Here is a 20,337-nt window from a genome sequence, read left to right as displayed (position 1 = left end):
ATGGATGGACTTGACGCATTTCTTTTGGCCCGGATCCAGTTTGCGGCCAACATCACCTTCCACATCCTGTTCCCTACCATCAGCATTTCGCTGGGCTGGGTGTTGCTGTACTTCAAGCTGCGCTTCGTCAGGACGCAGGACCAGTACTGGATGGATGCCTACCAGTTCTGGGTGAAGATTTTTGCGCTGACGTTTGCGCTGGGCGTGGTGAGCGGCATCACCATGAGCTTCCAGTTCGGCACGAACTGGCCCGGCTACATGCAAAAGGTCGGCAACATCGCCGGGCCGCTGCTGGCCTATGAAGTGCTCACGGCTTTCTTCCTGGAGGCCACCATGCTGGGGGTGATGCTGTTTGCGCGTGAGCGCGTCAGCGAAACCATGCACACCATCGCCACGCTGCTGGTGGCCGGCGGCACCACGCTGTCGGCGTTCTGGATCCTGGCGCTCAACTCGTGGATGCAGACGCCGGCCGGTTTTGAAATGATCAACGGGCAGGCGCATGTGACAAGCTGGCTGCAGGTGATCTTCAACCCGTCTTTTCCGTACCGCCTCACGCACATGCTGCTGGCCTCCGGGCTCACCGTGTCGTTTCTGGTGGCGGGTATTTCTGCCTACCGCTGGCTGTGCAACGAGCGCGGCGCCGAGGTCATGGCCAGCCTGAAGACCGGCGTGTACCTCGCAGCCATCCTGATTCCGCTGCAGATTGTGGCGGGCGACTTCCACGGCCTGAACACGCTGGAACACCAGCCCGCCAAACTCGCCGCGATGGAAGGCATCTGGAAGACGGAGCGGGGCGTGGCCGCGGTGCTGTTTGCCCTGCCTGATGCCCAAGCCCGGGAAAACCGTTATGAAATTGCAATTCCCAAGCTGGCCTCGCTGTACCTGACCCACTCGCTGGACGGCGAAGTCAAGGGGCTCGACCAGTTCGAGGGCAAGCATCCGCCGGTGGCGCCGGTGTTCTGGGCGTTCCGCATCATGGTGTGTGTGGGCATGCTGATGCTGGCCGTGAGCTGGGCGACGGTCTACCAGCTTGCGCCGTGGAAGAAAGACCCGGCGCGCACCCTGACCCCCTGGCATGCACGGGTGCTGGTCGCCATGACCTTCGCCGGCTGGGTGGCGTTGGTGGCCGGCTGGTATGTCACCGAGATCGGCCGGCAGCCCTGGCTGGTCACGGGTGTGCTGACGGCGGCCGATGCCGCGTCCAAGGTGCCGGCGCCCCGGATCGCATTCACCCTGTCGCTTTACCTCGCGCTCTATGCCGCGCTGATCGCGGCCTATATCTCGGTGCTGTTTTACCTGGCGCGCCACAAGACCCACGCCGACCGACCGTCTGGCGCCGGCATGGAAGACACCCTCAATCCCGTGAGCTACCCGCAAAAAGAAGGAGCCGCAAATGCTTGATCTTGCCCCTGACCTGACGCAGGCCGCCGGCTGGATGCCGATTGTTTTTCTGGTGGTGATGGGCCTGGCCATGCTGGCCTATGTGGTCCTGGACGGCTACGACCTGGGCGTGGGCGTGCTGATGCACCGCGCCAGCGACGACGACAAGGACACCATGATCGCCAGCATCGGCCCCTTCTGGGATGCCAATGAAACCTGGCTGGTGCTGGGCGTGGGCATTTTGCTCACGGTGTTCCCGGTGGCGCACGGCGTGATTCTGGGCGCCCTGTATCTGCCGGTGGCGATGATGCTGATCGGCCTGACGCTGCGGGGCGTGGCCTTTGACTTTCGCGTGAAGGCGCACGCGTCCCACAAGCCGCTGTGGAACCGCATGTTTTATACCGGCTCGCTGCTGGCCAGCTGGTCGCAGGGCTACATGCTGGGCTCGCTGATCACCGGCTTTGCCGCCACCGGCTGGGCCATCGCCTTCAATGCGGTGATCGGACTGGCCCTTGTGGCAGCCTATTGCCTGCTGGGCGCGGGCTGGCTCATCATCAAGTCAGAGGGTGACCTGCAGCTGCAGGCGGTGCGCTGGGCGCGCCGCAGCCTGCTGTTCACCGTGGCCGGCATTGCCGCCATCTCGATTGCAACACCGCTGGTCAGCCCGAGCATTTTTGCCAAGTGGTTTTCCTTTCCGAACATCGTGCTGCTGTTGCCCATTCCTGCCGCAACCGCCGTGCTGTTTGGGGTGATTTTTCGCAGCCTGCAGCGGCTGCCGGTGCGGCTCGCCCAGCGCAACGAATACGGCGCCTGGGTGCCGTTTGGCGCGACGGTGGGTGTGTTTCTGCTGGCGTTTTACGGGCTGGCCTACAGCCTGTTTCCGTGGCTGGTGATTGACCAGCTGCATATCTGGCAGGCGGCTGCGGCGCCAGAGGCCATGGGCGTGATCCTGCTGGGCGCCGGCGTGGTGTTGCCGCTGATCATCGGCTACACGGTGTTTGCCTACCGTGTGTTCTGGGGCAAGAGCACCGCGCTGAAGTATTGAGCGCAGGAGGGAGCCGACATGGCTGAGAACGCGAAGGAAACATGGGGTGCCGGCAATGCCTATGAGCAATGGGTCGGACGCTGGAGCCGCCCGGTGGCGAGGGAGTTTCTCGGATGGCTGAATGTTGAACCCGGCCTGACGTGGGGCGACGTGGGCTGTGGGACGGGCGCTCTTTCGGAATGCATCCTCGAAGGTCATGACCCGGCCGCGGTCCTGGCCGTGGACCGCGCCGAGGGCTTTATTCGCGCCGCACGCGAGCGGGTCAAAGACCCGAGGGTGCAGTTTGACCTTGGCGATGCCCTGGCGCTCGCCTGGCCGGCCCAGTCGTGCGACGCCACTGTTTCGGGCCTCGTGCTGAACTTCGTGGCAGACCCCCAAGCCATGGCAGCCGAGATGGTGCGGGTGACGCGCCCTGGAGGCACGGTAGCTGCCTATGTCTGGGACTATCGCGGTGGCATGCAGATGATGCGGCACTTTTGGGATGTGGCGGTGCAGATCAATCCGCAGGACTCCGGCGTTGATCAGGGTCAGCGCTTTCCACTCTGCCAGCCTGAACCCCTGGAGATGCTGTTTCGCGAGGTCGGCCTGAATTCGGTATCAGTGCGCGCCATTGATGTCGCCACAGTTTTTCGGGACTTCGATGACTACTGGACCCCGTTTTTGGGGAAGCAGGGCGCAGCGCCCACCTACCTTGCAGGCCTGGACGCAGGCACCCGTGATCGCATACGCGACACATTAAAGGCGCGGCTTGTTGCGGCCGCCGATGGTTCAATCACTCTGACTGCGCGGGCTTGGGCCGTGAAGGGAACAGTTCCGCCCAACACGCTGTCGCAATAGTCGGCGCTGCGCTGCCTCTGCTCAATTGCGTATTGCGGTCAGCTCAGCCGCCGTGGTCCAGCGTGAAGCCGGCGTTGCGGTCCTGCCCGAGCAGCGCCACCATCTGGGGCAGGGCGGCTTGCAGTTCCGCCTTGAGCGTATGCGGCGGGTTGATCACAAACATGCCGCTGGCGGGCAAGCCCGGTCGTATGACTTCTCCCTCGGTACCGGTGGTTAATTTGCTCGATTTCACCGTCAACGTGGCGTTCAGCCAGCTTCGCCCGGCCTTGACTGCCAGCGTCTTGAGCTTTCGCGGCAAGTCGTGCGCTTCGGGGCGCGGGATGATGGGGTACCAGACCACATAGGTACCCGTGGCGAAGCGCTTGACCGCATCGGCCATGCAGGCGCTCACGCGCGCGTAATCGCTTTTCATCTCATAGCTGGGGTCGCACAGCACCATGGCGCGCCGGGCCGGCGGCGGCAAAAAGGTCTTCAGGGCTTCGAAACCGTCTTCGCGGGCCACGGCCACCTGGCGGCCGACGCCCAGCTGCTCGATGTTGCCTGCCAGCGACTTGTAATCGGTGGGATGCAGCTCAAACAGCTTGAGCTTGTCGCGCCCGCTCAGGAATTGCTGTTCGATAAACGGGGAGCCGGGGTAAATTTTCAGGTGGGCCGGATCGCCGGTCTGGGCAAACTGGGGATTCAGGCCGCGCAGCAGCTCCAGGTAGTCGTGCAGGGCGGGCGCCCAGGCGCCCGTGGCGGTGGTTTTGGCTGCAGCGGCGGGTTGCGGGTGTTCGGCCGACGGCTTGGCTGGTGCTGCTTTTTTTGTGGCTGGCGAGCCAGGTTGCGCTTTGGTGGAAGGCGGGTTTTCACCCGAAAGAAGCTTGAAAATGCCTTCCTGGGCCTCCCCGCTGGTCTCGGTGTAGTCGCCGTCGAGCCGGTACAGACCGGCGCCGGCATGGGTGTCAATCACGGTCAGCGCCGTGTCTTTCTGGGTCAAGTACTTCATCAACGCGATCAGCGTGGTGTGCTTGAGCACGTCGGCGTGGTTGCCTGCGTGAAAGGCGTGGCGATAGGAAAACATGGGTCTATCCTACCTTCTCGCGGGCCAAATGCGAGGGTGGATTGACGTAAGCCCTTGATTTTTCATATAATCCAAGGCTCTGCAGCGCACACGTGGTTCCGCGGCAGAGTTGCGTGATGCTTCATGGGAGGCCTGCCTCCTTCAGAATTTCGCGCAAATGACCACCTAAGAGGTTCTCATCAGAAGAACACCGACCGTGGAAAAGAACCCGCCAAACCAACTCGAAAAGAGAAAACTCATGAAAACGTTCAGCGCCAAACCCGCTGACGTGACGCACGAGTGGTTTGTGATTGACGCGACCGACAAGGTCCTCGGACGAGTAGCCAGCGAAGTTGCTCTCCGTTTGCGCGGCAAACACAAGGCCATTTATACGCCTCACGTCGATACCGGTGACTTCATCGTCATCATCAACGCAGCCCAGCTGCGCGTCACCGGCGCCAAGTCGACTGACAAGATTTACTATCGCCATTCCGGTTATCCAGGCGGCATCACTGCCACCAATTTCCGCGACATGCAAGCCAAGCACCCCGGCCGCGCTTTGGAAAAAGCCGTCAAGGGCATGCTGCCCAAGGGCCCGCTCGGCTACGCCATGATCAAGAAACTCAAGGTGTACGGTGGTGCAGAGCACCCGCATACCGCCCAACAGCCTAAAGTGCTGGACATCTAAGGAGCCATTGATGATTGGTGAATGGAACAATGGCACCGGCCGTCGCAAATCCAGCGTCGCCCGCGTGTTTATCAAAAAAGGCACCGGCAAGATCACGATCAATGACCGTGACATCCAGGTGTTCTTCGGTCGTGAAACCTCGATCATGATCTGCCGCCAGCCCCTGTTTCTGACGAACCACGTCGAGACGTTTGACATCATGGTCAACGTCCACGGCGGTGGTGAGTCCGGCCAGGCCGGCGCAGTCCGCCACGGCATTACCCGTGCGCTGATTGACTATGACGCAACACTCAAGCCGGCCCTGAGCCAGGCTGGGTTTGTCACGCGTGATGCACGTGAAGTCGAGCGTAAAAAGGTCGGTTTCCGTTCGGCTCGCCGCCGCAAGCAGTTCAGCAAGCGTTAATCCGCTTTCCCTGCCCGAAAAAAGCCGCCATGGTTCGCCTGGCGGCTTTTTTCATGGGCTTTTTCATGGGTCTTCTCATGGGTTTCCGGGGCTGTGGGGCCCCTTTGGCAAACCCCTTGCAACTCCTTGCAACCCTTTGATGCAATCCCTTACGTTGCCTTCCGCACAGAGGCCGGACCGGGCCCTGTCTGCGTGCACAATGCAGCCTCCCGAACCCAAAACGCTGGACCTGCCCTTTGAAATTCCGCCTGTTTCGCCGTCGCCTGACCATCAGTTCGCCGCGCATGGCCATCCGCAGCTCGCTTCCATGGCCCCTGCGCTGGATCGCCGGCGCCCTGATGCTGGGATTTTCCGCCGCCATCGCCTTGTGGGCCTTTGAGTTTGGCAAGAGTATTGCGGGGCTGGACACCAACGCCAAGCAGGAGCTGAGCCTGCTGCGGCAGGAAGTCGCCAGCCTGCGCTCGGACCGCGACAAGGCGCAGTCGGTTGCCAACACTTCCGGCAGCCTGTTGACGGCCGAGAAGGCGCTGCAGGAGAAAATGATGAGCCAGATCCGCCAGCTGGAATCGGACAACCGGGCGCTGCGCGATGACCTCGGGTTTTTCGAGAAGCTGTTGCCTTCGGGCGGCGCCGAAGTGGCCTCGCTGCGCAGCCTGCAGGCCGAGGTGTTGTCGGAGACCCAGCTCAAATGGCAGGTGCTGGTCATTCAGCCGATCAAGAATGCCCCGGTTTTCAATGGCAGGCTCGACCTGACAGTGAACGGCACACAGGCCGGAAAGCCCTGGGCCATGGCCTTGCCTGGTGGCCCGCAGGCTTTACAGTTCAAACAGTACCGCCGCGTGGAGGGCGTCCTCGACTTGCCCCCCCAGGCCGTGGTAAAAACAGTGACCGCCAAAGTGCTTGAAGGCACGACAGTCCGCTCGGTTCAGACCTTCAAGCTCTAACCTCCCGCTCTGTCCACACCCCGCCCACCATCCCGCCCCCGCCTCCAGGAAGCTATATGTTCGGTAAAAAGAAACAGCCCCCCATCAGAAGCCTGATTGCCCAGGGCAGCTGCATTGAAGGCAGCCTCAAGTTCACCGACGGCCTGCGGATCGATGGCGAAGTGATTGGCGACATTCGTGCCAATGAAGGCAGCCCCAGTATTCTGGTGATCAGCGAGTCGGCCGTGGTGACCGGGCTGGTCCAGGCCGACCACGTGATCATCAATGGCCGCGTGGTGGGGCCCGTTCATGCCTGCGAATTGCTGGAACTCCAGCCCAAGGCCAAAATTGAAGGAAGTGTGTCCTACAAGGCACTTGAAATGCACCAGGGCGCCGTCATTTTTGGACAATTGCGGCCCACAACGCTCCAGCAGCTGGAAGAAAAATCACCCTTGAAGCTGGCCGCCAGTAACTCCCCCTCAATCCCGGCGGTGAGCGCTAACTAATTGATGCCTGGGTGGTGCGCTGTCCCGAGGCTCCTGCTTAGACGTATGAGTCCTATGGTTGATCGATTTGCTGTACTATTTGTTTGTTGAGACCAGAATTACGGAGTTTCCATGAGCGCAGTTGCTGAAAATATCCAGACCGAGATGCCCGCCCCCTTTGTCTTTACCGACAGCGCGGCCGCCAAGGTCGCCGAGCTGATCGCCGAAGAGGGCAATCCAGACCTGAAATTGCGCGTATTTGTGCAGGGTGGGGGCTGTTCCGGTTTTCAGTACGGTTTCACCTTTGATGAGATCACCAACGAAGACGACACCACCATGACCAAAAATGGCGTGTCACTGCTGATCGACGCCATGAGCTACCAGTACCTGGTCGGCGCCGAAATCGACTACAAGGACGACCTTGAAGGCGCGCAGTTCGTGATCAAGAACCCGAACGCGACCAGCACCTGTGGTTGCGGTTCCAGTTTTTCCGCCTGAGCCGTCCGCTCTCCTCAAATATTGAGATTAAAAAAAGCCGCCTTCGGGCGGCTTTTTGCTTTTGTGCAATCTTCGGCGATGGCCTCGCCCTGACCCATTGCGTGTGCCGTGTGGAGTTCAGGCCGGGTAGACGGCGCCCAGCACCCGCGGGCCTGCGGCGCCTGTCGCGCTGGCGAGGTTGCCGGGCTGCCTTTCGACGGCCTGGCGGGCCAGCCAGGCAAAAGCGGCTGCCTCAACCTGCAGGGGCGGCAGGCCATGGGCCGCCGAGGAGCTCACGTTCAGGGACGGCAAGCCGGCCTGCAGGCGCTGCATGAGGTGACGGTTGAAAGCGCCGCCGCCGCACACAATCAGCTCCTTGCTGTCTTTTCCGTAGTGGGTCACACCGGCGATACAGGCGCTGGCCGTGAATTCGGTCAAGGTGTTCTGGATGTCTTCGGGGCGTTCTGCGGCGAATGGCCGCAGTTTTTCCGCCAGCCACGCCAGGCTGAAAAGGTCTCTGCCCGTGCTTTTGGGAGGAGCCTGCCCAAAATAGGGTTCGTCCAGCAGGCTGGCCAGCAGCCCGAAGAGCAGTTTGCCGCTGGCAGCCCAGGCGCCACCGTCGTCAAACGGCTGACCGGTGTGCTGCAGGCACCACGCATCGATCAGCGCATTGCCCGGCCCGCAGTCAAAGCCCAACACGGGCGCCTCGCAGTCGCGGGGCAGCACGCTGAGGTTGGAGATACCGCCGATGTTCAGCACGGTAACGGTGCTGTCCACCCTGCCAAAAATCCGCTGGTGAAAGGCGGGAACCAGCGGCGCTCCCTGGCCACCGGCGGCCACGTCGCGGCTGCGAAAGTCCGCCACCACGTCCAGCCCGGTGAGTTCGGCCAGCAGGGCCGGGTTGTTGAGCTGGAGCGTGTAGCCCGCCCCCTCGGCATCCAGCGACGTTCTCTGCGGCTGGTGCCTGACGGTCTGTCCATGCGCACCAATGGCGCCAATGTGCACGGGCGCGATGCCTTGTGCGCGAGCCTCGATCAACAGGGTCTTGACCACCCTGGCGTAGACCGCGGCCAGCTGGTTTGCCGCGAGCGCAGCACGGTGCAGTTCATTGTGGGTGGGCGTGTTCAGCGCCAGCAATTCCGCCCGGAAGCTGTCGGCAAAGGGCTCGGTGACCGCCGCCACGACGCGAGGTTTGTCGCCGGAGAAGTCCACCAGCACCCCGTCCGCGCCGTCGAGTGAGGTGCCCGACATCAGGCCAATGTAGTAATCCAGCATGCGGCTATTTTGCCGCAGGGAGTGGGCTGGGTAGCGATACTTGCAGGTCATTTGAGCCCCGGCCCCAAATTTTCGCAAACCGGCCCGAGAAAAATTAGCCACTTCGGGGATGGAGAGCTACACGAAGTGAGCAAGCGTGGGGGTCTTAGAAGTGGTAGCTTTCCAGCCCAGCAGGGGCCGCGGAACCGACTTAGCCGGGCCGCAGGCGCAGCGGCCCCCTCGGGGGGGCAGCGCAGTACACGCAGTGACAAGCGTGGGGCCCTAGTAGCCCAGAAGTGGTAGCCCTCCAGCCCAGCAGGGGCCGCGGAACCGGCTTAGCCGGGCCGCAGGCGCAGCGGCCTCCTCGGGGGGCAGCGCATTACACGCAGTGACAAGCGTGGGGCCCTAGTAGCCCAGAAGTGGTAGCCCTCCAGCCCAGCAGGGGCCGCGGAACCGGCTCAGCCGGGCCGCAGGCGCAGCGGCCCCCTCGGGGGGCAGCGCATTACACGCAGTGAAAAGCGTGGGGGCCCTATTTATTCCGCGCGAGTCTGCGAAATGGTGGCAGCAGCAAGAAGCTGGTTTCTGACGCCGTCTGCCAGCTGCCTGAACGCCGGCAGGGCCGCGGTGGAGACGGGGATGGTTTCGCTCTGCTTGGCAATCGTCATCGGGTCCTGCTGGGCGCCGTTGACGCGGAACTCGAAGTGCAGGTGCGGGCCGGTGGCCCAGCCGGTTGAGCCGACCAGGCCAATGGTCTGGCCCTGGCTGACGCTCTGGCCGCGCTGTACCGAGATCTTGCTCAGGTGCGCGTACACGGTTTCGTGGTTGTTGCGGTGCCGGATGAAAACCACGTTGCCGTAGCCGTTCTGTACGCCGGCAAACTCCACCACCCCGTCGCCCACGGTGCGTGCGGGCGTGCCCGTGGTGGCGGCAAAGTCGGTTCCCAGGTGCGCGCGCCATTTCTGCAGGATGGGGTGAAAGCGCATGGAAAAACCACTGCTGATGCGGGAAAATTCCACCGGGGAGCTCAGGTAGGCGCGGCGCAGGCTCTGGCCGTCCAGCGTGTAATAGCCGCCCTTGTTTGGTGCGCCCGCGGCATTTTGACCCGGGGGCTGGAACCACATGGCCTGGTAGGCCTTGCCGGCGTTGACAAACTCGGCCGATAGCACACGACCGGTGCGAAGCGCCTCGCCGTCGGCTTCCAGGGTTTCGTAGACCACGTTGAAGCGGTCGCCCTTGCGCAGCGCGCGGCGGAAATCGATGTCGCCCGAGAAAATCTCGGCCATCTGCACGGCCACGCCGTCGGGAATGTGGGCTTCGTCGGTGGCGGCAAACAGCGAGGTGTGGATGCTGCCGCTGGCCAGCCGTGCCGAGCTGGTGTAGGGCGCGGTTTCTATGCGGGAGCTGAAGCCGGTGGGGGTGCGTTCGATCACGATCCGCTTGAACATCGTCTCGTCGTCGGTGGGCCAGCGCATGCTGAGCTTCTGCAGTTGCTGGCTGTCGCTGGCTTCGGCCGTTACATTTTTGCCGGTGCGGCCTGCCAGGATCACCTGGGCGTTGGCGTCGCTGCGCAAAAAGGCTGCCGCGGCTGGGTCATTGATGCCCAGGCGCTTGAGCAGGGTGTCGGCGGTGTCGCTGCTGCGCGTGCCTTCGGTGCGAAAAAGGTTGAAGCGGAAGTCGCCTAGTGCGTCGGTCTGGGCTTGCGTAGGCAGGGGTTGCACCGCCTCCAGCACCTGGTAAACCGGCAAATCGGCGGCATCGGGTGCCAGTGGCGCTACACCGAACGCGGTCACCCCGGTGCCGAGCAGCAAGGCGGCAAGGCTGCCGGTGACTCGTTTGGGGTGGCGGCGAAGGCTGTTCGCGAGGGATGTCAGGATGTGGGAGGGGGCGGGCAGGCGCAAAACGAAAATTCCCAACTAAAGTGCACCCAAGGCGCCATAACCCGAGGTTGGTGCGCCTGACTGCGATATAAGGTGATCGGTGACTGGCCCGCACTGCTGATGTGAGGGTCCGGCGTCACCGGACTTAAAACGTTTCTGATCCTGATCAGCAAATTGCGGGCCAACTAAAATGGCGGCCTGATGCAGGAGAGCACGAATTATATCTGTCGGATAAAGCCCCCGCATGTGAAAACCCCTTATGAATCAAGAACTTGTTACAAATCTCCCCCTGTCTGACGGTGTCAGGACGGCGCTGGCCGTTTCCCTGCGCGGATGCGAAGAACTGATTCCACAGGACGAATGGGTCAAAAAACTGGTCCGCAGCGAGGCTACCGGCGTGCCGCTGCGCATCAAACTGGGGCTGGACCCGACCGCACCTGACATTCATGTCGGACATACGGTGGTTTTGAACAAAATGCGGCAGCTCCAGGATTTGGGCCACTCGGTGATTTTCCTGATTGGCGACTTCACCACCATGATTGGCGACCCCTCAGGCCGCAACAGCACCCGGCCGCCGCTGACCCGCGAGCAGATCGAGGTCAACGCCCAGACTTACTACCGGCAGGCCAGCCTGGTGCTGGACCCGGCCAGGACCGAAATTCGCTACAACAGCGAATGGAGCGACCCACTGGGTGCCCGCGGCATGATCCAGCTGGCCTCGCGCTACACCGTGGCCCGCATGATGGAGCGCAACGATTTCCACGACCGCTTCAAGGGCGGCCAGTCGATCAGCGTTCACGAGTTTTTATACCCGCTGATGCAGGGCTATGACTCGGTGGCGCTCAAGTCCGACCTGGAGCTCGGCGGCACCGACCAGAAGTTCAACCTGCTGATGGGCCGACACCTGCAGGTCGAGTATGGCCAGGAGCCCCAGTGCGTTCTGACCATGCCGCTGCTCGAGGGGCTCGATGGCATCGAGAAGATGTCCAAGAGCAAGAACAACTACATCGGTATTTCTGAAGATCCCAACACCATGTTTGCCAAGGTGTTGAGCATTTCGGATGTGCTGATGTGGCGCTGGTACACCCTGCTGTCGTTCAGGAGCGAAGCCGAAATTGCCGCGCTCAGGGCCGAGGTCGAAGCCGGCCGCAACCCCAAGGACGCCAAGGTGGCGCTGGCCAAGGAAATCACCGCCCGCTTCCACAACGCGGCGGCTGCCGATGCGGCCGAGCAGGACTTCATCAACCGCAGCAAGGGCGGCATCCCCGACGAGATCCCCGAGGTGTCGCTGTCAGGTGCGCCCCTGGGCATTGGCGCCCTGCTCAAGGCCGCCGGCCTGGCGCCTTCCGGCAGCGAGGCCAACCGCCTGATTGACGGCGGCGGCGTGCGTGTGGACTCCAGCGTGGTCAGTGACAAGGCCCTGAAGCTGGGCGCCGGCACCTATGTGCTGCAAGTGGGCAAGCGCAAATTTGCGCGGGTGACGCTGGCCTGAATAACCAGGGTATAGATTGCGATTGCGGGATTGCTGCGAAGGGGTATAAATTGTACAAAGACTGTACAATTTATACCCATGATCACCAACATCGACATTGATGAAGTCGTCGTGGCCGAGGCCATGCGCTTGTCCGGCGCGCGTACCAAGCGCGAGGTGGTTGACCGAGCCCTGCGCGAGATGGTGGCGCGGGCCCGTCGGCCCTCGATTCGTGAGTTGTTCGGCATCGGAGGGGTTGACCCCGACTACGATCCCAAGGCGCCTTGGGCACGAGGTCATGAAGTGGGGCAATTTCGGGTAGAGCAGCCCCGGGCGATCTACACTGCGGCCGCGGCGCCCTCGGAGGCCATCCAGGCCGCGGCGCAAGCGCCCCTGTCCGAACCTGTTGGAAGACCACTCAAAAAGTCCGTCAAGAAAACTGTCAGGCCAGCGGGGCAAAAGAAAGCCTGATGCTGCTGATCGATTCCTCCGTCTGGATCGACTGGTTGCGCGGTTCGGACACCGATGCGGTGCGTTTCGTGCAGGCCAGAGAGGGGCAGGAAGAACTGGCCTTGACCCAGATGATTTACCTCGAAGTGCTGCAGGGCGTCTCGTCAGAGCGGCAGTTTGCGGTCACGCAAAAGATATTGGGCGCTCAGACCATGTTGTTGCCGCTGGACGAGCTGGAAACTTTCGCGGCCGCCGCGCAGCTGTACCGGCAAGCCCGCCAGCAGGGTTTGACGATTCGCAAATCGACCGACTGTCTGATTGCCGCGATTGCGCTCGAACAGGGGGCCTTGCTGGTGCATAACGACCGTGATTTTTTGGCCCTGGCGCAGTCAACGCCGCACCTGCATGTATACCCGAACCGGCCTGTAGCGCCCGCGCAGTAAGCCTGCGCATTCCGGCCCGTCTCTCGACTACTTCGCGCCAGCCTTTTCCAGCATCTTCACCATCTCGCCGTAGTCGCGTGACCGGGCCAGCTGCAAGGGTGTGTTGCCCTGCCGGTCGGTCAGCTGCAGGTTGGCCCCGGCGTCTATCAAGGCCTTTAGCGTGGCCTGGTGGCGGGCGCCGCCATTGCCCAGCACGATGGATTCGATCACGGCCGTCCAGTGCAGGTTGTTCACATGGTCCAGCGGCGCGCCGGCGGCAATCAGCTGCCGGACCACCCCGTCATGCCCCAGATGGGCGGCGGCGATCAGTGCGGTGCCGTCATAACGGCTGGTCACCTGCTTCGCGCTGGCGCCCAGGGCCAGCAGCACGCGCAGCGTTTCCTCGTCATCGGCGACCGAGGCAATCGTCACGCCATCGTAGACGTCGTGGTCCAGCAGGTTAATGTGGGCGCCTGCCTTGACGAGCGCGCGAATCGCGCCCTGCTGCCTCGCAAAGGTGGCGACGTGCAGCGGTGTGCGGCCATTGCCATCCCGGGCATCGAGATCGGCTTTGGCCGAGGCAAGCTTGTCAATGCGGGCCACATCGCCCTGGTGGGCGGCGGCGTGCAGGCCCCTGTAGTGCGCGACTTCGGTGGCGCTCGGGGCCACCTGAGCCGCCGCAGGCGCGCTCGCCAGGGCGCCGAGCCCGCAGGCAGCGGCCAGCGCCAGGGCGTTCAGGAGCAGTCCGGCAGGGCGTCGGTTCATGCTGGCGCTCCGGTGCTTATTTCAGCAGGTCCTTGACCTTGTCCAGCGCGGCCACGGCGCACTGTTCGTCGAGGTTGCCGGCGGGCGCACCACCGATGCCGACGGCGCCTATGACTTCATTGCCGACCTTGACCGGCACGCCGCCGCCCAGCATCAGGAAGCCGGGGATGTCACCGAGATTGGCCGCGCCGGGGTTCTTTTGCGAAACCTCCATCATGGCCTGGGTGTTGTTTTTGGCCGAGGCCGAGGTGAACGCCTTTTGCAGGCTGGCGCCCAGCGTGTGCGGGCCGGCATTGTCGGCACGCTGGACGGCGCGCACGGTGCCCGCGCGATCCACCACCGTGGCGGCAACCGCGTAACCGTTGGCAGCGCAGGCGGCCACGCTGGCGGCGGCAATCTGGTTGGCCAGCTCTAGGGACATGTTTTTTTCGGTCCGTACGGCCTGGGCGCTGGCCGCGGTGGCTGCGAGGGACAGGGCCAGAGCGGAAGCTTTGATGATGTTGCGCATGGTGTTCTCCGGAAAGTAGTTGTTGGAAACGGTTCAAAAACCGTTCAAGGCGGTTCGATCAACCGTGGGAGAACTTTAAGAAATGGCCGCTGTTTTGCCCATTCGTAGGGTTACGCGCCAGGCTCCGTAGAAATACTGCCCCCACGGTCCTTCGCTTCGCGTAACTCCCTGCCCCCCGAGGGGGCCGCCCGCCTGCGGCCCGGCGAAGCCGGTTCCGCGGCTTGGACTGGCTTTCGGTGAATACCTATCGACCGTCGGCTTCGTCTGCCAGCGTCGCATACTGCCGGATCAGCTGCGCCAGTGACTCGGCTTCCAGCTTGGCAAACAGGTTGGCGCGGTGGGTTTCCACGGTGCGCGGCGACACATCCAGCGCCCGGCCGATTTCCTTGTTGGTCAGGCCGGCGACGATCAGGCCTAGCACCTCGCGTTCGCGCTCCGATAACTGCGCAAAGCGTTCCTGCGCCTGCCGGTCGGTCTGGCGCCGCTCACGCGACTTCACATGCTGGCGTACCGCGTTTTGCAGCGCTTCCAGCAGTTGCTCGTCATTGACCGGTTTTTCCAGGAATTCAGCCGCGCCGGACTTGAAGGCGCGGCGGCACATGTCCACCGTGCCGTGCCCGGTCAGCATGATCACTGGTTGGTCCACGCCCTGTGCCATGAGCGTGTCCAGCACGGCCAGGCCGCTGATGCCGGGCATGCGCACGTCGAGCACGATGGCGCCAATGCCCTGGCGGTCAAAGCCGCTGATGAAGGCCTGCGGGTCGCTCCAGCTTTGCACCCGCAGGCCGACCGTGCTGATCAGCAGCGCGAGGCTGCTGCGTACCGCCTCGTCGTCATCGATCAGGTGAATCAGGGGCGACAGCAGGGCCCCCACCGTTTTCCCGTCGTGCGGTCCGTTGCTTCTTTCCCTTTCCCGGGGAAGGGCCGGCTTCCCGCCGGGCGGCGTTCCGGGAGGGGCTGAACGTTCTTTCATGGTGTGACCGCCAGGGGCAAAGACAGACTGAACACGGCCCCGCGCGGTGCGTTGTGCGCCGCCGCCAGGCTGCCGCCCATGCTGGTAGCCAGCGTTTCGCACAGGCTCAGCCCCAGCCCGAGGCCGGTGTCGCGTGTGGTGAAGAAGGGCTCGAAAATGCGCGGCAGCACGTCGCCTGCCATTCCCGGTCCGCAGTCGGTGATGGTCACCACCCCTTGCCTGTCGGCCGAGCGCAGCGTCACATTGAGCTGGCGTTCACCGGCAGGCACCTGCTCCAGCGCCTGCAGGGCATTCATCAGCAGGTTGTGGATGATCTGTTCCAGCGCCACCGGCTCGGCCAGTACCGTGACGGGGGCGGACGGCATCTCCAGTTGTGGCGTCACCTCGCGGCGCTTGAATTCGGGCTCCAGCAGGTACAGCGCATTGCGCACCGCGCCCTGCAGCACCACCCGCTGCGCCGGCGCAGCCAGACCGGGGCGTTCTACCGCGCGCCGCAGCCGGCCCACCACGTCCGCCGCACGGCGGGCCTGCTCCACGGCCTGGGCCATGGCGGCGCGGGCGCTGTCCAGCTCGGGCGGGTTGTCGTTGAGCAGCCGGCCGGCGGCCTGGGTGTTGGCGAGCAGGGCGGTCAGCGGCTGGTTCAGCTCGTGGGCCATGCCGGCTGCGAGTTCTCCCAGCGTGTTCAGCCGCCCCACCTGGCCCAGCCGCAGCAGCTCCTCGGCGCGCCGGCGTGCGGTTCGCTGGCGCAGCAGGGCAAGCCAGGCCACCAGCACGGCGGCCACCAGCAGGGCCCAGGCCAGCATCCAGCCCCACGGCAGCTCGCCCCAGCCGACCTGGCGCAGGGCCACCACATCAAATGGCTGGCTCTCGGCGGCCAGGTGTTTGTGAAATTCAAAGCGCCAGCCGCCCGCCTGGTCATGGCCCGGCTGCAGCACAAAAATCTGCCCCTGATGCTCCAGCGTGACGCGCACCGGGCTGGTGTCGGGAGCCATGGGCCATTCGCTCCAGGGCACCACGGCACGCAAGTCCAGTTGCAATGCGTAGCTTGTGGGCTCGGCCGCCAGCACCAGCTGGTAGCGGCCGCGGGCAAGGTCCGCCTCCGCCAGCACCGGCCTGCGCAGGGCCCGCGACAGGGTCGCCGCATTGCGCAGGCGTTCATCCGGCCAGATGGCCTCGCGGTCCTGACGATGCACGCCGATGATCTGCGGGTAGACCGAAGGCAGGCGCTGCTCGGGCCGGGATGCGTCGGCCGCGGGCTGCAGCAGCGCCAGCGTGGCCATGACGGCGTCGTGCTGCACCACGCGCTGGCTCAGCAGGCGGTGCGCGATGCGTGCGTCGGTTTCAAAGTTGTCGCGCAGCTGGGCCAGCTCCAGGCGCGCCAGCGCCACGCAGCCCAGCGCCGTGATGGCGCACCAGAGCAGGGCCCAGACCAGCCAACGTTGTCGCACTTGGAGCATCGCCGCATTCTTGCATAGCTTGTTGGCGGGGTCCGGCATCGTTGACAATGAACGCATGAGCCGACTGGACCTGAAATTTCTGACGCCGCAACGCCTGCTCAGGGCCTCCGTGGCGGTGGCGGCGATCACCATCGTGCTGAAAACCGGCGCCTGGTACATCACCGACTCGGTGGGCCTGCTGTCGGATGCGCTGGAATCCTTTGTCAATCTGGCCAGTGCCCTGTTTGGCCTGGCCATGGTCACCATCGCGCAGCGGCCGGCCGACGAGGACCATCCCTACGGCCACCACAAGGCCGAATATTTCTCGTCCGGCTTTGAAGGCGCGCTGATCATTGGCGCTGCCGTGGCCATCATCTGGGCTGCGGGGCACCGCATTTTTGACCCGCAGCCCCTGCAGCAGCTCGGCTGGGGCCTGGCGCTGTCGGTTGTCAGCTCCGGCCTCAACGGCCTGCTGGCATGGGTGATGTTTCGCTCGGCCCGGGCCCATCGCTCAATAGCCCTGGAAGCCGATGCCCGGCACCTGGTGACGGATGTCTGGACCTCCGTCGGCGTCGTGGTTGGTATCGGCGCCGTGCTGGTCACCGGCTGGCTGTGGCTCGATGCGGTGGTGGCCTTCGGCGTGGCCCTGAACATTCTGTGGGAAGGCGCCCGGCTGATGTGGCGTTCGTCCCAGGGGTTGATGGATGAGGCGGTCGAACCCGAGGTGCTGGCCGACATCCACAAGACACTGGAAGAGTTCAAGCACCACACCATCCGCTTTGACCACCTGACTACGCGCCGCTCCGGCCAGCGCCGTTTTGTGGACCTGCACATGCACATGCCGGCCAGCTGGTCGCTGGGCCGCGCGGCCGCCGTGCGCACCAGCGTCGAGCAGGCGCTGATGAGCGCCGTGCCCGGGCTGCGCGCGACCATCCAGCTGCTGCCCAGCGACGTGGAAGCTCACTTTGATGACGAGGTTGATCTCATCTGATCGGTCTTGTGCAGATAAACTTCGGCCCATGCTGCGCTGGGCGCCTGCAGTCCCTTCCTTTCAGGAGCTCCCATGAACCGTGTCCGTGCCGTATTGACAACCCTGGCCTTCACCCTGTTCGCGGTGGCTGGCCTTGCGGGCACCGCTGGTGCCGCGGAGATTGCCGTGCTCAGCGCCGGAGCCATCGAGCCCGGCCTCAAGGCGGCCGCGGCGGCCTTCCAGAAGCAGACGGGCCATGTGGCGCGCATCACGTTCAATACCGCGCCCGAGTTGCGCAAGCGCATGGATGGCAACCCGGCCTTTGATGTGGTGATTGCACCACCGGCTGTGATCGGCGAGTTTGCCGCTGCCAGCAAGCTGGCGGAAACGCGTGCCAATGTCGGCCGGGTGGGCATGGGCGTGGCGGTGCGTGACGGGGCGCCGCTGCCGGACATTGCAAATGCCGATGCGCTCAGGCGTTCCGTGCTCGAGGCCGACTCGCTGGTCTTCAACCGCGCGTCCACCGGCCTTTACCTGGAAGGCCTGCTCAAGAAGATGGACGTTTACACGCAGGTGGAGGGCAAGACCACCCGTTACACCGACGGTGCAGCCGTCATGGAACATGTCATCAAGGGCAAGGGCCGCGAGGTTGGTTTTGGCGCGATGACTGAAATCCTGCTGTACCAGGACAAGGGCCTGCGCTTCGTCGGCCCGGTGCCGGCCGAGGGGCAGAACTACACCTCCTACACCGCCGCGCCGCTGGTTTCCGGCCAACAGCAGGAACTGGCGCAGCAGTTCGTCACTTTTCTGTCGGGGCCGGTGGGCAAGCCGCTGTTTGTGGCTGCAGGCGTGACCGATTGATGCCAATGCGCCCTGATGCATTCGACATGAAGGCCATGGCATGAAGGCCATGGCATGAAGGTTATTGCGTGAAGGCCGTGTTGCAGCGCGTGGCCGAGGCCCGCGTCGTGATTGCCGGCGACACCGTGGGCCGGATCGGCCAGGGGCTTCTGGTGCTGGTGTGTGCCGAACGTGGGGATGCCGAGCCGCAGGCCGACAAACTGCTCGCCAAAATCCTGAAGCTGCGGATTTTTTCAGACGAGGCCGGCAAGATGAACCGCAGCGTGCAGGACGTGAACGGACAGGGAAGTTCTGGAGGCCTGCTCATCGTGAGCCAGTTCACGCTGGCTGCCGATGTGTCGGCGGGCAACCGGCCCGGCTTCACCGGCGCCGCCGCCCCCGAGGAGGGTCGCCGGCTTTACGATTATTTTGTGGCGCAGGCGAGGGCGGCGCATCCTGACGTGCAAACCGGGCAGTTTGCCGCTGACATGCAGGTGCACCTGGTCAATGACGGGCCGGTGACCATTCCCTTGCAGATCAATCCGACAGCCTGAGCCTGAGCCTGAGCCTGGACCTGGACCAGTTCCAGGGCCCACCCGCCACGTCAATAAGGGTTGGCAAACCCCAGCGCGGCCAGCAGCAGGATCTCCAGTGTTTCCATTTCCAGTGCGTCGCGCTCGTTGGTCTCGTGGTCATAGCCTTGCGCATGCAACGTCGCGTGGACCAGCAGGTGGGCGTAGTGCGCCTCTAGCGTTTTGCCCTGTTCGCGGGCTTCCTGCTCCACCACCGGAGCACAGAGCACCAGGTCGGCGGTCACCACGGGTTCCCGGGTGTAGTCAAAGGTCAGCACGTTGGTGGCGTAGTCCTTGCGCCGGTAGTCGCGGTTGAGCGACTGGCCCTCTTCGGCATCGACGATGCGCACCGTGATCTCGGCATCGGTTTTCAGCGCATGGCTGATCCAGCGCTGCACCTGGCGGCGCGGCAGGGCGGCGCGGTGGCGGGCGATGCCGGGAAACTGGCCGAACTGCAGGGAAAGGTCGAGCTGCCTGAGCGGAAAATCAGGAGCCATTGCGGCTCCTCGCCCTGGAGGGGCGGGTGATGGGTGCTATTGAGTCAATGGCATCCACCGAGGCCACGGTGGGGCTGCCCTGTTTGTCGTAGGCGTCCACAATGCGCGCCACCAGCGGATGCCGCACCACGTCGGCGCTGGTCAGGCGCGTGATCGCAATCCCCTTGACACGCCGCAGCACGCGTTCGGCGTCGATCAGCCCGCTGAGCTGCGTGCGCGGCAAATCGACCTGGCTGACATCGCCGGTCACCACGGCCTTGGCGCCAAAGCCGATGCGGGTCAGAAACATCTTCATCTGCTCGGGCGTGGTGTTCTGCGCCTCGTCCAGGATCACAAAGGCGTGGTTCAGCGTGCGGCCGCGCATGAAAGCCAGCGGGGCAATTTCGATCTGCTGGCGTTCAAAGGCTTTTTGCACGCGTTCAAAGCCCATCAGTTCATACAGCGCGTCATAGAGCGGGCGCAGGTAGGGGTCGACCTTCTGGCTCAGGTCGCCCGGCAAAAAGCCCAGGCGCTCGCCCGCCTCCACGGCCGGGCGCGTCAGCACGATGCGCTGCACGGTGCTGCGCTCCAGTGCATCGACCGCGCAGGCGACCGCCAGGTAGGTCTTGCCGGTGCCGGCCGGGCCAATGCCAAAGGTGATGTCGTGGTTGGCAATGTTCTCGAGGTATTGGCCCTGGTTGGTGGTGCGGGCGCGCAGGTCGGCACGCCGCGTCGACAGCGCCATGGCGCCGTCGGGCGCCGCGCTCATCGGGGTGTCGCTGGCCAGCATGAGCTGCACGGTTTCCTCGGCGATGGGCCGCTGGGCCATCTCGTACAGCGCCTGCAGCACCTCGAGCGCCTGCTGGGCCCTGACCTTGGCGCCGTCGATCTTGAACTGCTCAAAGCGGTGCGCAATCGTCACCTGCAGCGCGGCTTCGATGGTGCGGATATGGGAGTCCATGGGCCCGCACAGATGCCCCATGCGGGTGTTGTTGGGCGGCGTGAAGGTGTAGCGAAGGATCAAGGCGCGGCTTTTTCTGAAA

23 protein-coding genes are annotated in these 20,337 nt (G+C 63.9%); 14 read left to right on the top strand and 9 right to left on the bottom strand.

The annotated features are described in order from the left end of the window. From AC1DS5_RS20645 to AC1DS5_RS20635, 3 genes are read left to right on the top strand one after another with little or no spacing between them, the layout of a single operon-like run. Positions 1-1,401, top strand: coding sequence for a cytochrome ubiquinol oxidase subunit I (locus AC1DS5_RS20645; RefSeq protein ID WP_477720125.1), 1,401 nt, complete (start codon positions 1-3; stop codon positions 1,399-1,401). Beyond that, a complete protein-coding gene (locus tag AC1DS5_RS20640) occupies positions 1,394-2,425 on the top strand; it encodes a cytochrome d ubiquinol oxidase subunit II (RefSeq protein WP_477720124.1) in 1,032 nt (343 codons plus the stop codon). Before AC1DS5_RS20645 ends, AC1DS5_RS20640 begins: the two co-directional genes overlap by 8 nt. 18 nt (positions 2,426-2,443) lie before the next feature. Continuing rightward, on the top strand, positions 2,444-3,262 hold the full coding sequence (locus AC1DS5_RS20635; RefSeq protein ID WP_477720123.1) for a class I SAM-dependent methyltransferase: 819 nt from the start codon (positions 2,444-2,446) through the stop codon (positions 3,260-3,262). A gap of 43 nt (positions 3,263-3,305) precedes the next feature. Here AC1DS5_RS20635 and AC1DS5_RS20630 read toward each other — a convergent pair whose 3' ends face one another. Next, the gene (locus AC1DS5_RS20630) at positions 3,306-4,325 is read right to left on the bottom strand and encodes a 23S rRNA (adenine(2030)-N(6))-methyltransferase RlmJ (protein WP_477720122.1); all 1,020 of its coding nucleotides are present in this window, start codon (positions 4,323-4,325) and stop codon (positions 3,306-3,308) included. A 238-nt stretch (positions 4,326-4,563) separates the two neighbouring features. Here AC1DS5_RS20630 and rplM point away from each other — a divergent pair, with 238 nt between their 5' ends. From rplM to erpA, 5 genes are all read left to right on the top strand, one after another. Next, the gene (gene rplM, locus AC1DS5_RS20625; protein WP_007867557.1) at positions 4,564-4,992 is read left to right on the top strand and encodes a 50S ribosomal protein L13; all 429 of its coding nucleotides are present in this window, start codon (positions 4,564-4,566) and stop codon (positions 4,990-4,992) included. Positions 4,993-5,002: 10 nt separating this feature from the next. Next, a complete protein-coding gene (rpsI, locus tag AC1DS5_RS20620; protein WP_007867568.1) occupies positions 5,003-5,395 on the top strand; it encodes a 30S ribosomal protein S9 in 393 nt (130 codons plus the stop codon). Between the two features lie 236 nt (positions 5,396-5,631). Beyond that, positions 5,632-6,339, top strand: coding sequence for a DUF6776 family protein (locus AC1DS5_RS20615; protein ID WP_477720121.1), 708 nt, complete (start codon positions 5,632-5,634; stop codon positions 6,337-6,339). A 56-nt stretch (positions 6,340-6,395) separates the two neighbouring features. Further along, entirely contained in the window at positions 6,396-6,824 is a 429-nt protein-coding gene (locus tag AC1DS5_RS20610; RefSeq protein WP_477720120.1) for a bactofilin family protein, read from the top strand. A 111-nt stretch (positions 6,825-6,935) separates the two neighbouring features. After that, positions 6,936-7,301, top strand: coding sequence for an iron-sulfur cluster insertion protein ErpA (gene erpA, locus AC1DS5_RS20605; protein WP_068836098.1), 366 nt, complete (start codon positions 6,936-6,938; stop codon positions 7,299-7,301). Between the two features lie 117 nt (positions 7,302-7,418). Here the strand turns inward: erpA and AC1DS5_RS20600 are convergent, their stop codons facing one another. Next, entirely contained in the window at positions 7,419-8,555 is a 1,137-nt protein-coding gene (locus AC1DS5_RS20600) for an anhydro-N-acetylmuramic acid kinase (RefSeq protein WP_477720119.1), read from the bottom strand. A 512-nt stretch (positions 8,556-9,067) separates the two neighbouring features. Further along, positions 9,068-10,447: a peptidoglycan DD-metalloendopeptidase family protein gene (locus tag AC1DS5_RS20595; RefSeq protein ID WP_477720118.1), complete on the bottom strand. Its 1,380-nt coding sequence runs from the start codon at positions 10,445-10,447 to the stop codon at positions 9,068-9,070. Positions 10,448-10,670: 223 nt separating this feature from the next. Between AC1DS5_RS20595 and tyrS the strand changes: the two genes are divergently transcribed. The 3 genes from tyrS (at position 10,671) to vapC (ending at position 12,775) form a co-directional block, all read left to right on the top strand. Beyond that, entirely contained in the window at positions 10,671-11,903 is a 1,233-nt protein-coding gene (gene tyrS / locus AC1DS5_RS20590) for a tyrosine--tRNA ligase (RefSeq protein WP_477720117.1), read from the top strand. Between the two features lie 78 nt (positions 11,904-11,981). Then, positions 11,982-12,353 (top strand): type II toxin-antitoxin system VapB family antitoxin, encoded by a 372-nt coding sequence (locus AC1DS5_RS20585; RefSeq protein ID WP_477720116.1) that lies wholly within the window; start codon positions 11,982-11,984, stop codon positions 12,351-12,353. Then, the gene (gene vapC / locus AC1DS5_RS20580) at positions 12,353-12,775 is read left to right on the top strand and encodes a type II toxin-antitoxin system VapC family toxin (RefSeq protein ID WP_477720115.1); all 423 of its coding nucleotides are present in this window, start codon (positions 12,353-12,355) and stop codon (positions 12,773-12,775) included. The genes AC1DS5_RS20585 and vapC overlap by 1 nt, the downstream gene beginning before the upstream one ends. 27 nt (positions 12,776-12,802) lie before the next feature. Here vapC and AC1DS5_RS20575 read toward each other — a convergent pair whose 3' ends face one another. From AC1DS5_RS20575 to AC1DS5_RS20560, 4 genes are all read right to left on the bottom strand, one after another. Next, positions 12,803-13,519 (bottom strand): ankyrin repeat domain-containing protein, encoded by a 717-nt coding sequence (locus AC1DS5_RS20575; protein WP_477720114.1) that lies wholly within the window; start codon positions 13,517-13,519, stop codon positions 12,803-12,805. A 16-nt stretch (positions 13,520-13,535) separates the two neighbouring features. After that, positions 13,536-14,027: a GlcG/HbpS family heme-binding protein gene (locus AC1DS5_RS20570; RefSeq protein WP_477720113.1), complete on the bottom strand. Its 492-nt coding sequence runs from the start codon at positions 14,025-14,027 to the stop codon at positions 13,536-13,538. A 244-nt stretch (positions 14,028-14,271) separates the two neighbouring features. Next, positions 14,272-15,000: a response regulator transcription factor gene (locus AC1DS5_RS20565; protein WP_477720112.1), complete on the bottom strand. Its 729-nt coding sequence runs from the start codon at positions 14,998-15,000 to the stop codon at positions 14,272-14,274. Further along, positions 14,997-16,457 carry a sensor histidine kinase gene (locus tag AC1DS5_RS20560; RefSeq protein WP_477720111.1) on the bottom strand — a complete coding sequence of 487 codons (1,461 nt, stop codon included), beginning with the start codon at positions 16,455-16,457 and terminating at the stop codon, positions 14,997-14,999. The genes AC1DS5_RS20565 and AC1DS5_RS20560 overlap by 4 nt, the downstream gene beginning before the upstream one ends. A gap of 55 nt (positions 16,458-16,512) precedes the next feature. Between AC1DS5_RS20560 and AC1DS5_RS20555 the strand changes: the two genes are divergently transcribed. From AC1DS5_RS20555 to dtd, 3 genes are all read left to right on the top strand, one after another. Continuing rightward, complete coding sequence (locus tag AC1DS5_RS20555; RefSeq protein WP_477720110.1) at positions 16,513-17,427, top strand: cation diffusion facilitator family transporter; 915 nt, start codon at positions 16,513-16,515, stop codon at positions 17,425-17,427. Positions 17,428-17,499: 72 nt separating this feature from the next. Beyond that, complete coding sequence (locus tag AC1DS5_RS20550) at positions 17,500-18,267, top strand: substrate-binding domain-containing protein (RefSeq protein ID WP_477720109.1); 768 nt, start codon at positions 17,500-17,502, stop codon at positions 18,265-18,267. Between the two features lie 68 nt (positions 18,268-18,335). Then, complete coding sequence (gene dtd, locus AC1DS5_RS20545) at positions 18,336-18,800, top strand: D-aminoacyl-tRNA deacylase (RefSeq protein WP_477720108.1); 465 nt, start codon at positions 18,336-18,338, stop codon at positions 18,798-18,800. A 50-nt stretch (positions 18,801-18,850) separates the two neighbouring features. Here dtd and ybeY read toward each other — a convergent pair whose 3' ends face one another. Continuing rightward, complete coding sequence (gene ybeY, locus AC1DS5_RS20540; protein WP_477720107.1) at positions 18,851-19,315, bottom strand: rRNA maturation RNase YbeY; 465 nt, start codon at positions 19,313-19,315, stop codon at positions 18,851-18,853. Beyond that, positions 19,305-20,318, bottom strand: a complete 1,014-nt coding sequence (locus AC1DS5_RS20535; RefSeq protein WP_477720106.1) for a PhoH family protein — start codon at positions 20,316-20,318, stop codon at positions 19,305-19,307. Before AC1DS5_RS20535 ends, ybeY begins: the two co-directional genes overlap by 11 nt. Between the last annotated feature and the right edge of the window lie 19 nt (positions 20,319-20,337).

The organism is Polaromonas sp. P4_H1 (assembly GCF_056400945.1).
This window is presented reverse-complemented; position numbering and strand designations above follow the sequence as displayed.

Bases quoted from the DNA above. Each gene is read 5' to 3' on its own strand.
- AC1DS5_RS20645 (WP_477720125.1), top strand. From the start codon at position 1: ATGGATGGACTTGACGCATTTCTTTTGGCCCGGATCCAGTTTGCGGCC.
- AC1DS5_RS20640 (WP_477720124.1), top strand. From the start codon at position 1,394: ATGCTTGATCTTGCCCCTGACCTGACGCAGGCCGCCGGCTGGATGCCG.
- AC1DS5_RS20635 (WP_477720123.1), top strand. From the start codon at position 2,444: ATGGCTGAGAACGCGAAGGAAACATGGGGTGCCGGCAATGCCTATGAG.
- AC1DS5_RS20630 (WP_477720122.1), bottom strand. From the start codon at position 4,325: ATGTTTTCCTATCGCCACGCCTTTCACGCAGGCAACCACGCCGACGTG.
- rplM (WP_007867557.1), top strand. From the start codon at position 4,564: ATGAAAACGTTCAGCGCCAAACCCGCTGACGTGACGCACGAGTGGTTT.
- rpsI (WP_007867568.1), top strand. From the start codon at position 5,003: ATGATTGGTGAATGGAACAATGGCACCGGCCGTCGCAAATCCAGCGTC.
- AC1DS5_RS20610 (WP_477720120.1), top strand. From the start codon at position 6,396: ATGTTCGGTAAAAAGAAACAGCCCCCCATCAGAAGCCTGATTGCCCAG.
- erpA (WP_068836098.1), top strand. From the start codon at position 6,936: ATGAGCGCAGTTGCTGAAAATATCCAGACCGAGATGCCCGCCCCCTTT.
- AC1DS5_RS20600 (WP_477720119.1), bottom strand. From the start codon at position 8,555: ATGCTGGATTACTACATTGGCCTGATGTCGGGCACCTCACTCGACGGC.
- tyrS (WP_477720117.1), top strand. From the start codon at position 10,671: ATGAATCAAGAACTTGTTACAAATCTCCCCCTGTCTGACGGTGTCAGG.
- AC1DS5_RS20585 (WP_477720116.1), top strand. From the start codon at position 11,982: ATGATCACCAACATCGACATTGATGAAGTCGTCGTGGCCGAGGCCATG.
- vapC (WP_477720115.1), top strand. From the start codon at position 12,353: ATGCTGCTGATCGATTCCTCCGTCTGGATCGACTGGTTGCGCGGTTCG.
- AC1DS5_RS20575 (WP_477720114.1), bottom strand. From the start codon at position 13,519: ATGAACCGACGCCCTGCCGGACTGCTCCTGAACGCCCTGGCGCTGGCC.
- AC1DS5_RS20570 (WP_477720113.1), bottom strand. From the start codon at position 14,027: ATGCGCAACATCATCAAAGCTTCCGCTCTGGCCCTGTCCCTCGCAGCC.
- AC1DS5_RS20565 (WP_477720112.1), bottom strand. From the start codon at position 15,000: ATGAAAGAACGTTCAGCCCCTCCCGGAACGCCGCCCGGCGGGAAGCCG.
- AC1DS5_RS20560 (WP_477720111.1), bottom strand. From the start codon at position 16,457: ATGCTCCAAGTGCGACAACGTTGGCTGGTCTGGGCCCTGCTCTGGTGC.
- AC1DS5_RS20555 (WP_477720110.1), top strand. From the start codon at position 16,513: ATGAGCCGACTGGACCTGAAATTTCTGACGCCGCAACGCCTGCTCAGG.
- AC1DS5_RS20550 (WP_477720109.1), top strand. From the start codon at position 17,500: ATGAACCGTGTCCGTGCCGTATTGACAACCCTGGCCTTCACCCTGTTC.
- ybeY (WP_477720107.1), bottom strand. From the start codon at position 19,315: ATGGCTCCTGATTTTCCGCTCAGGCAGCTCGACCTTTCCCTGCAGTTC.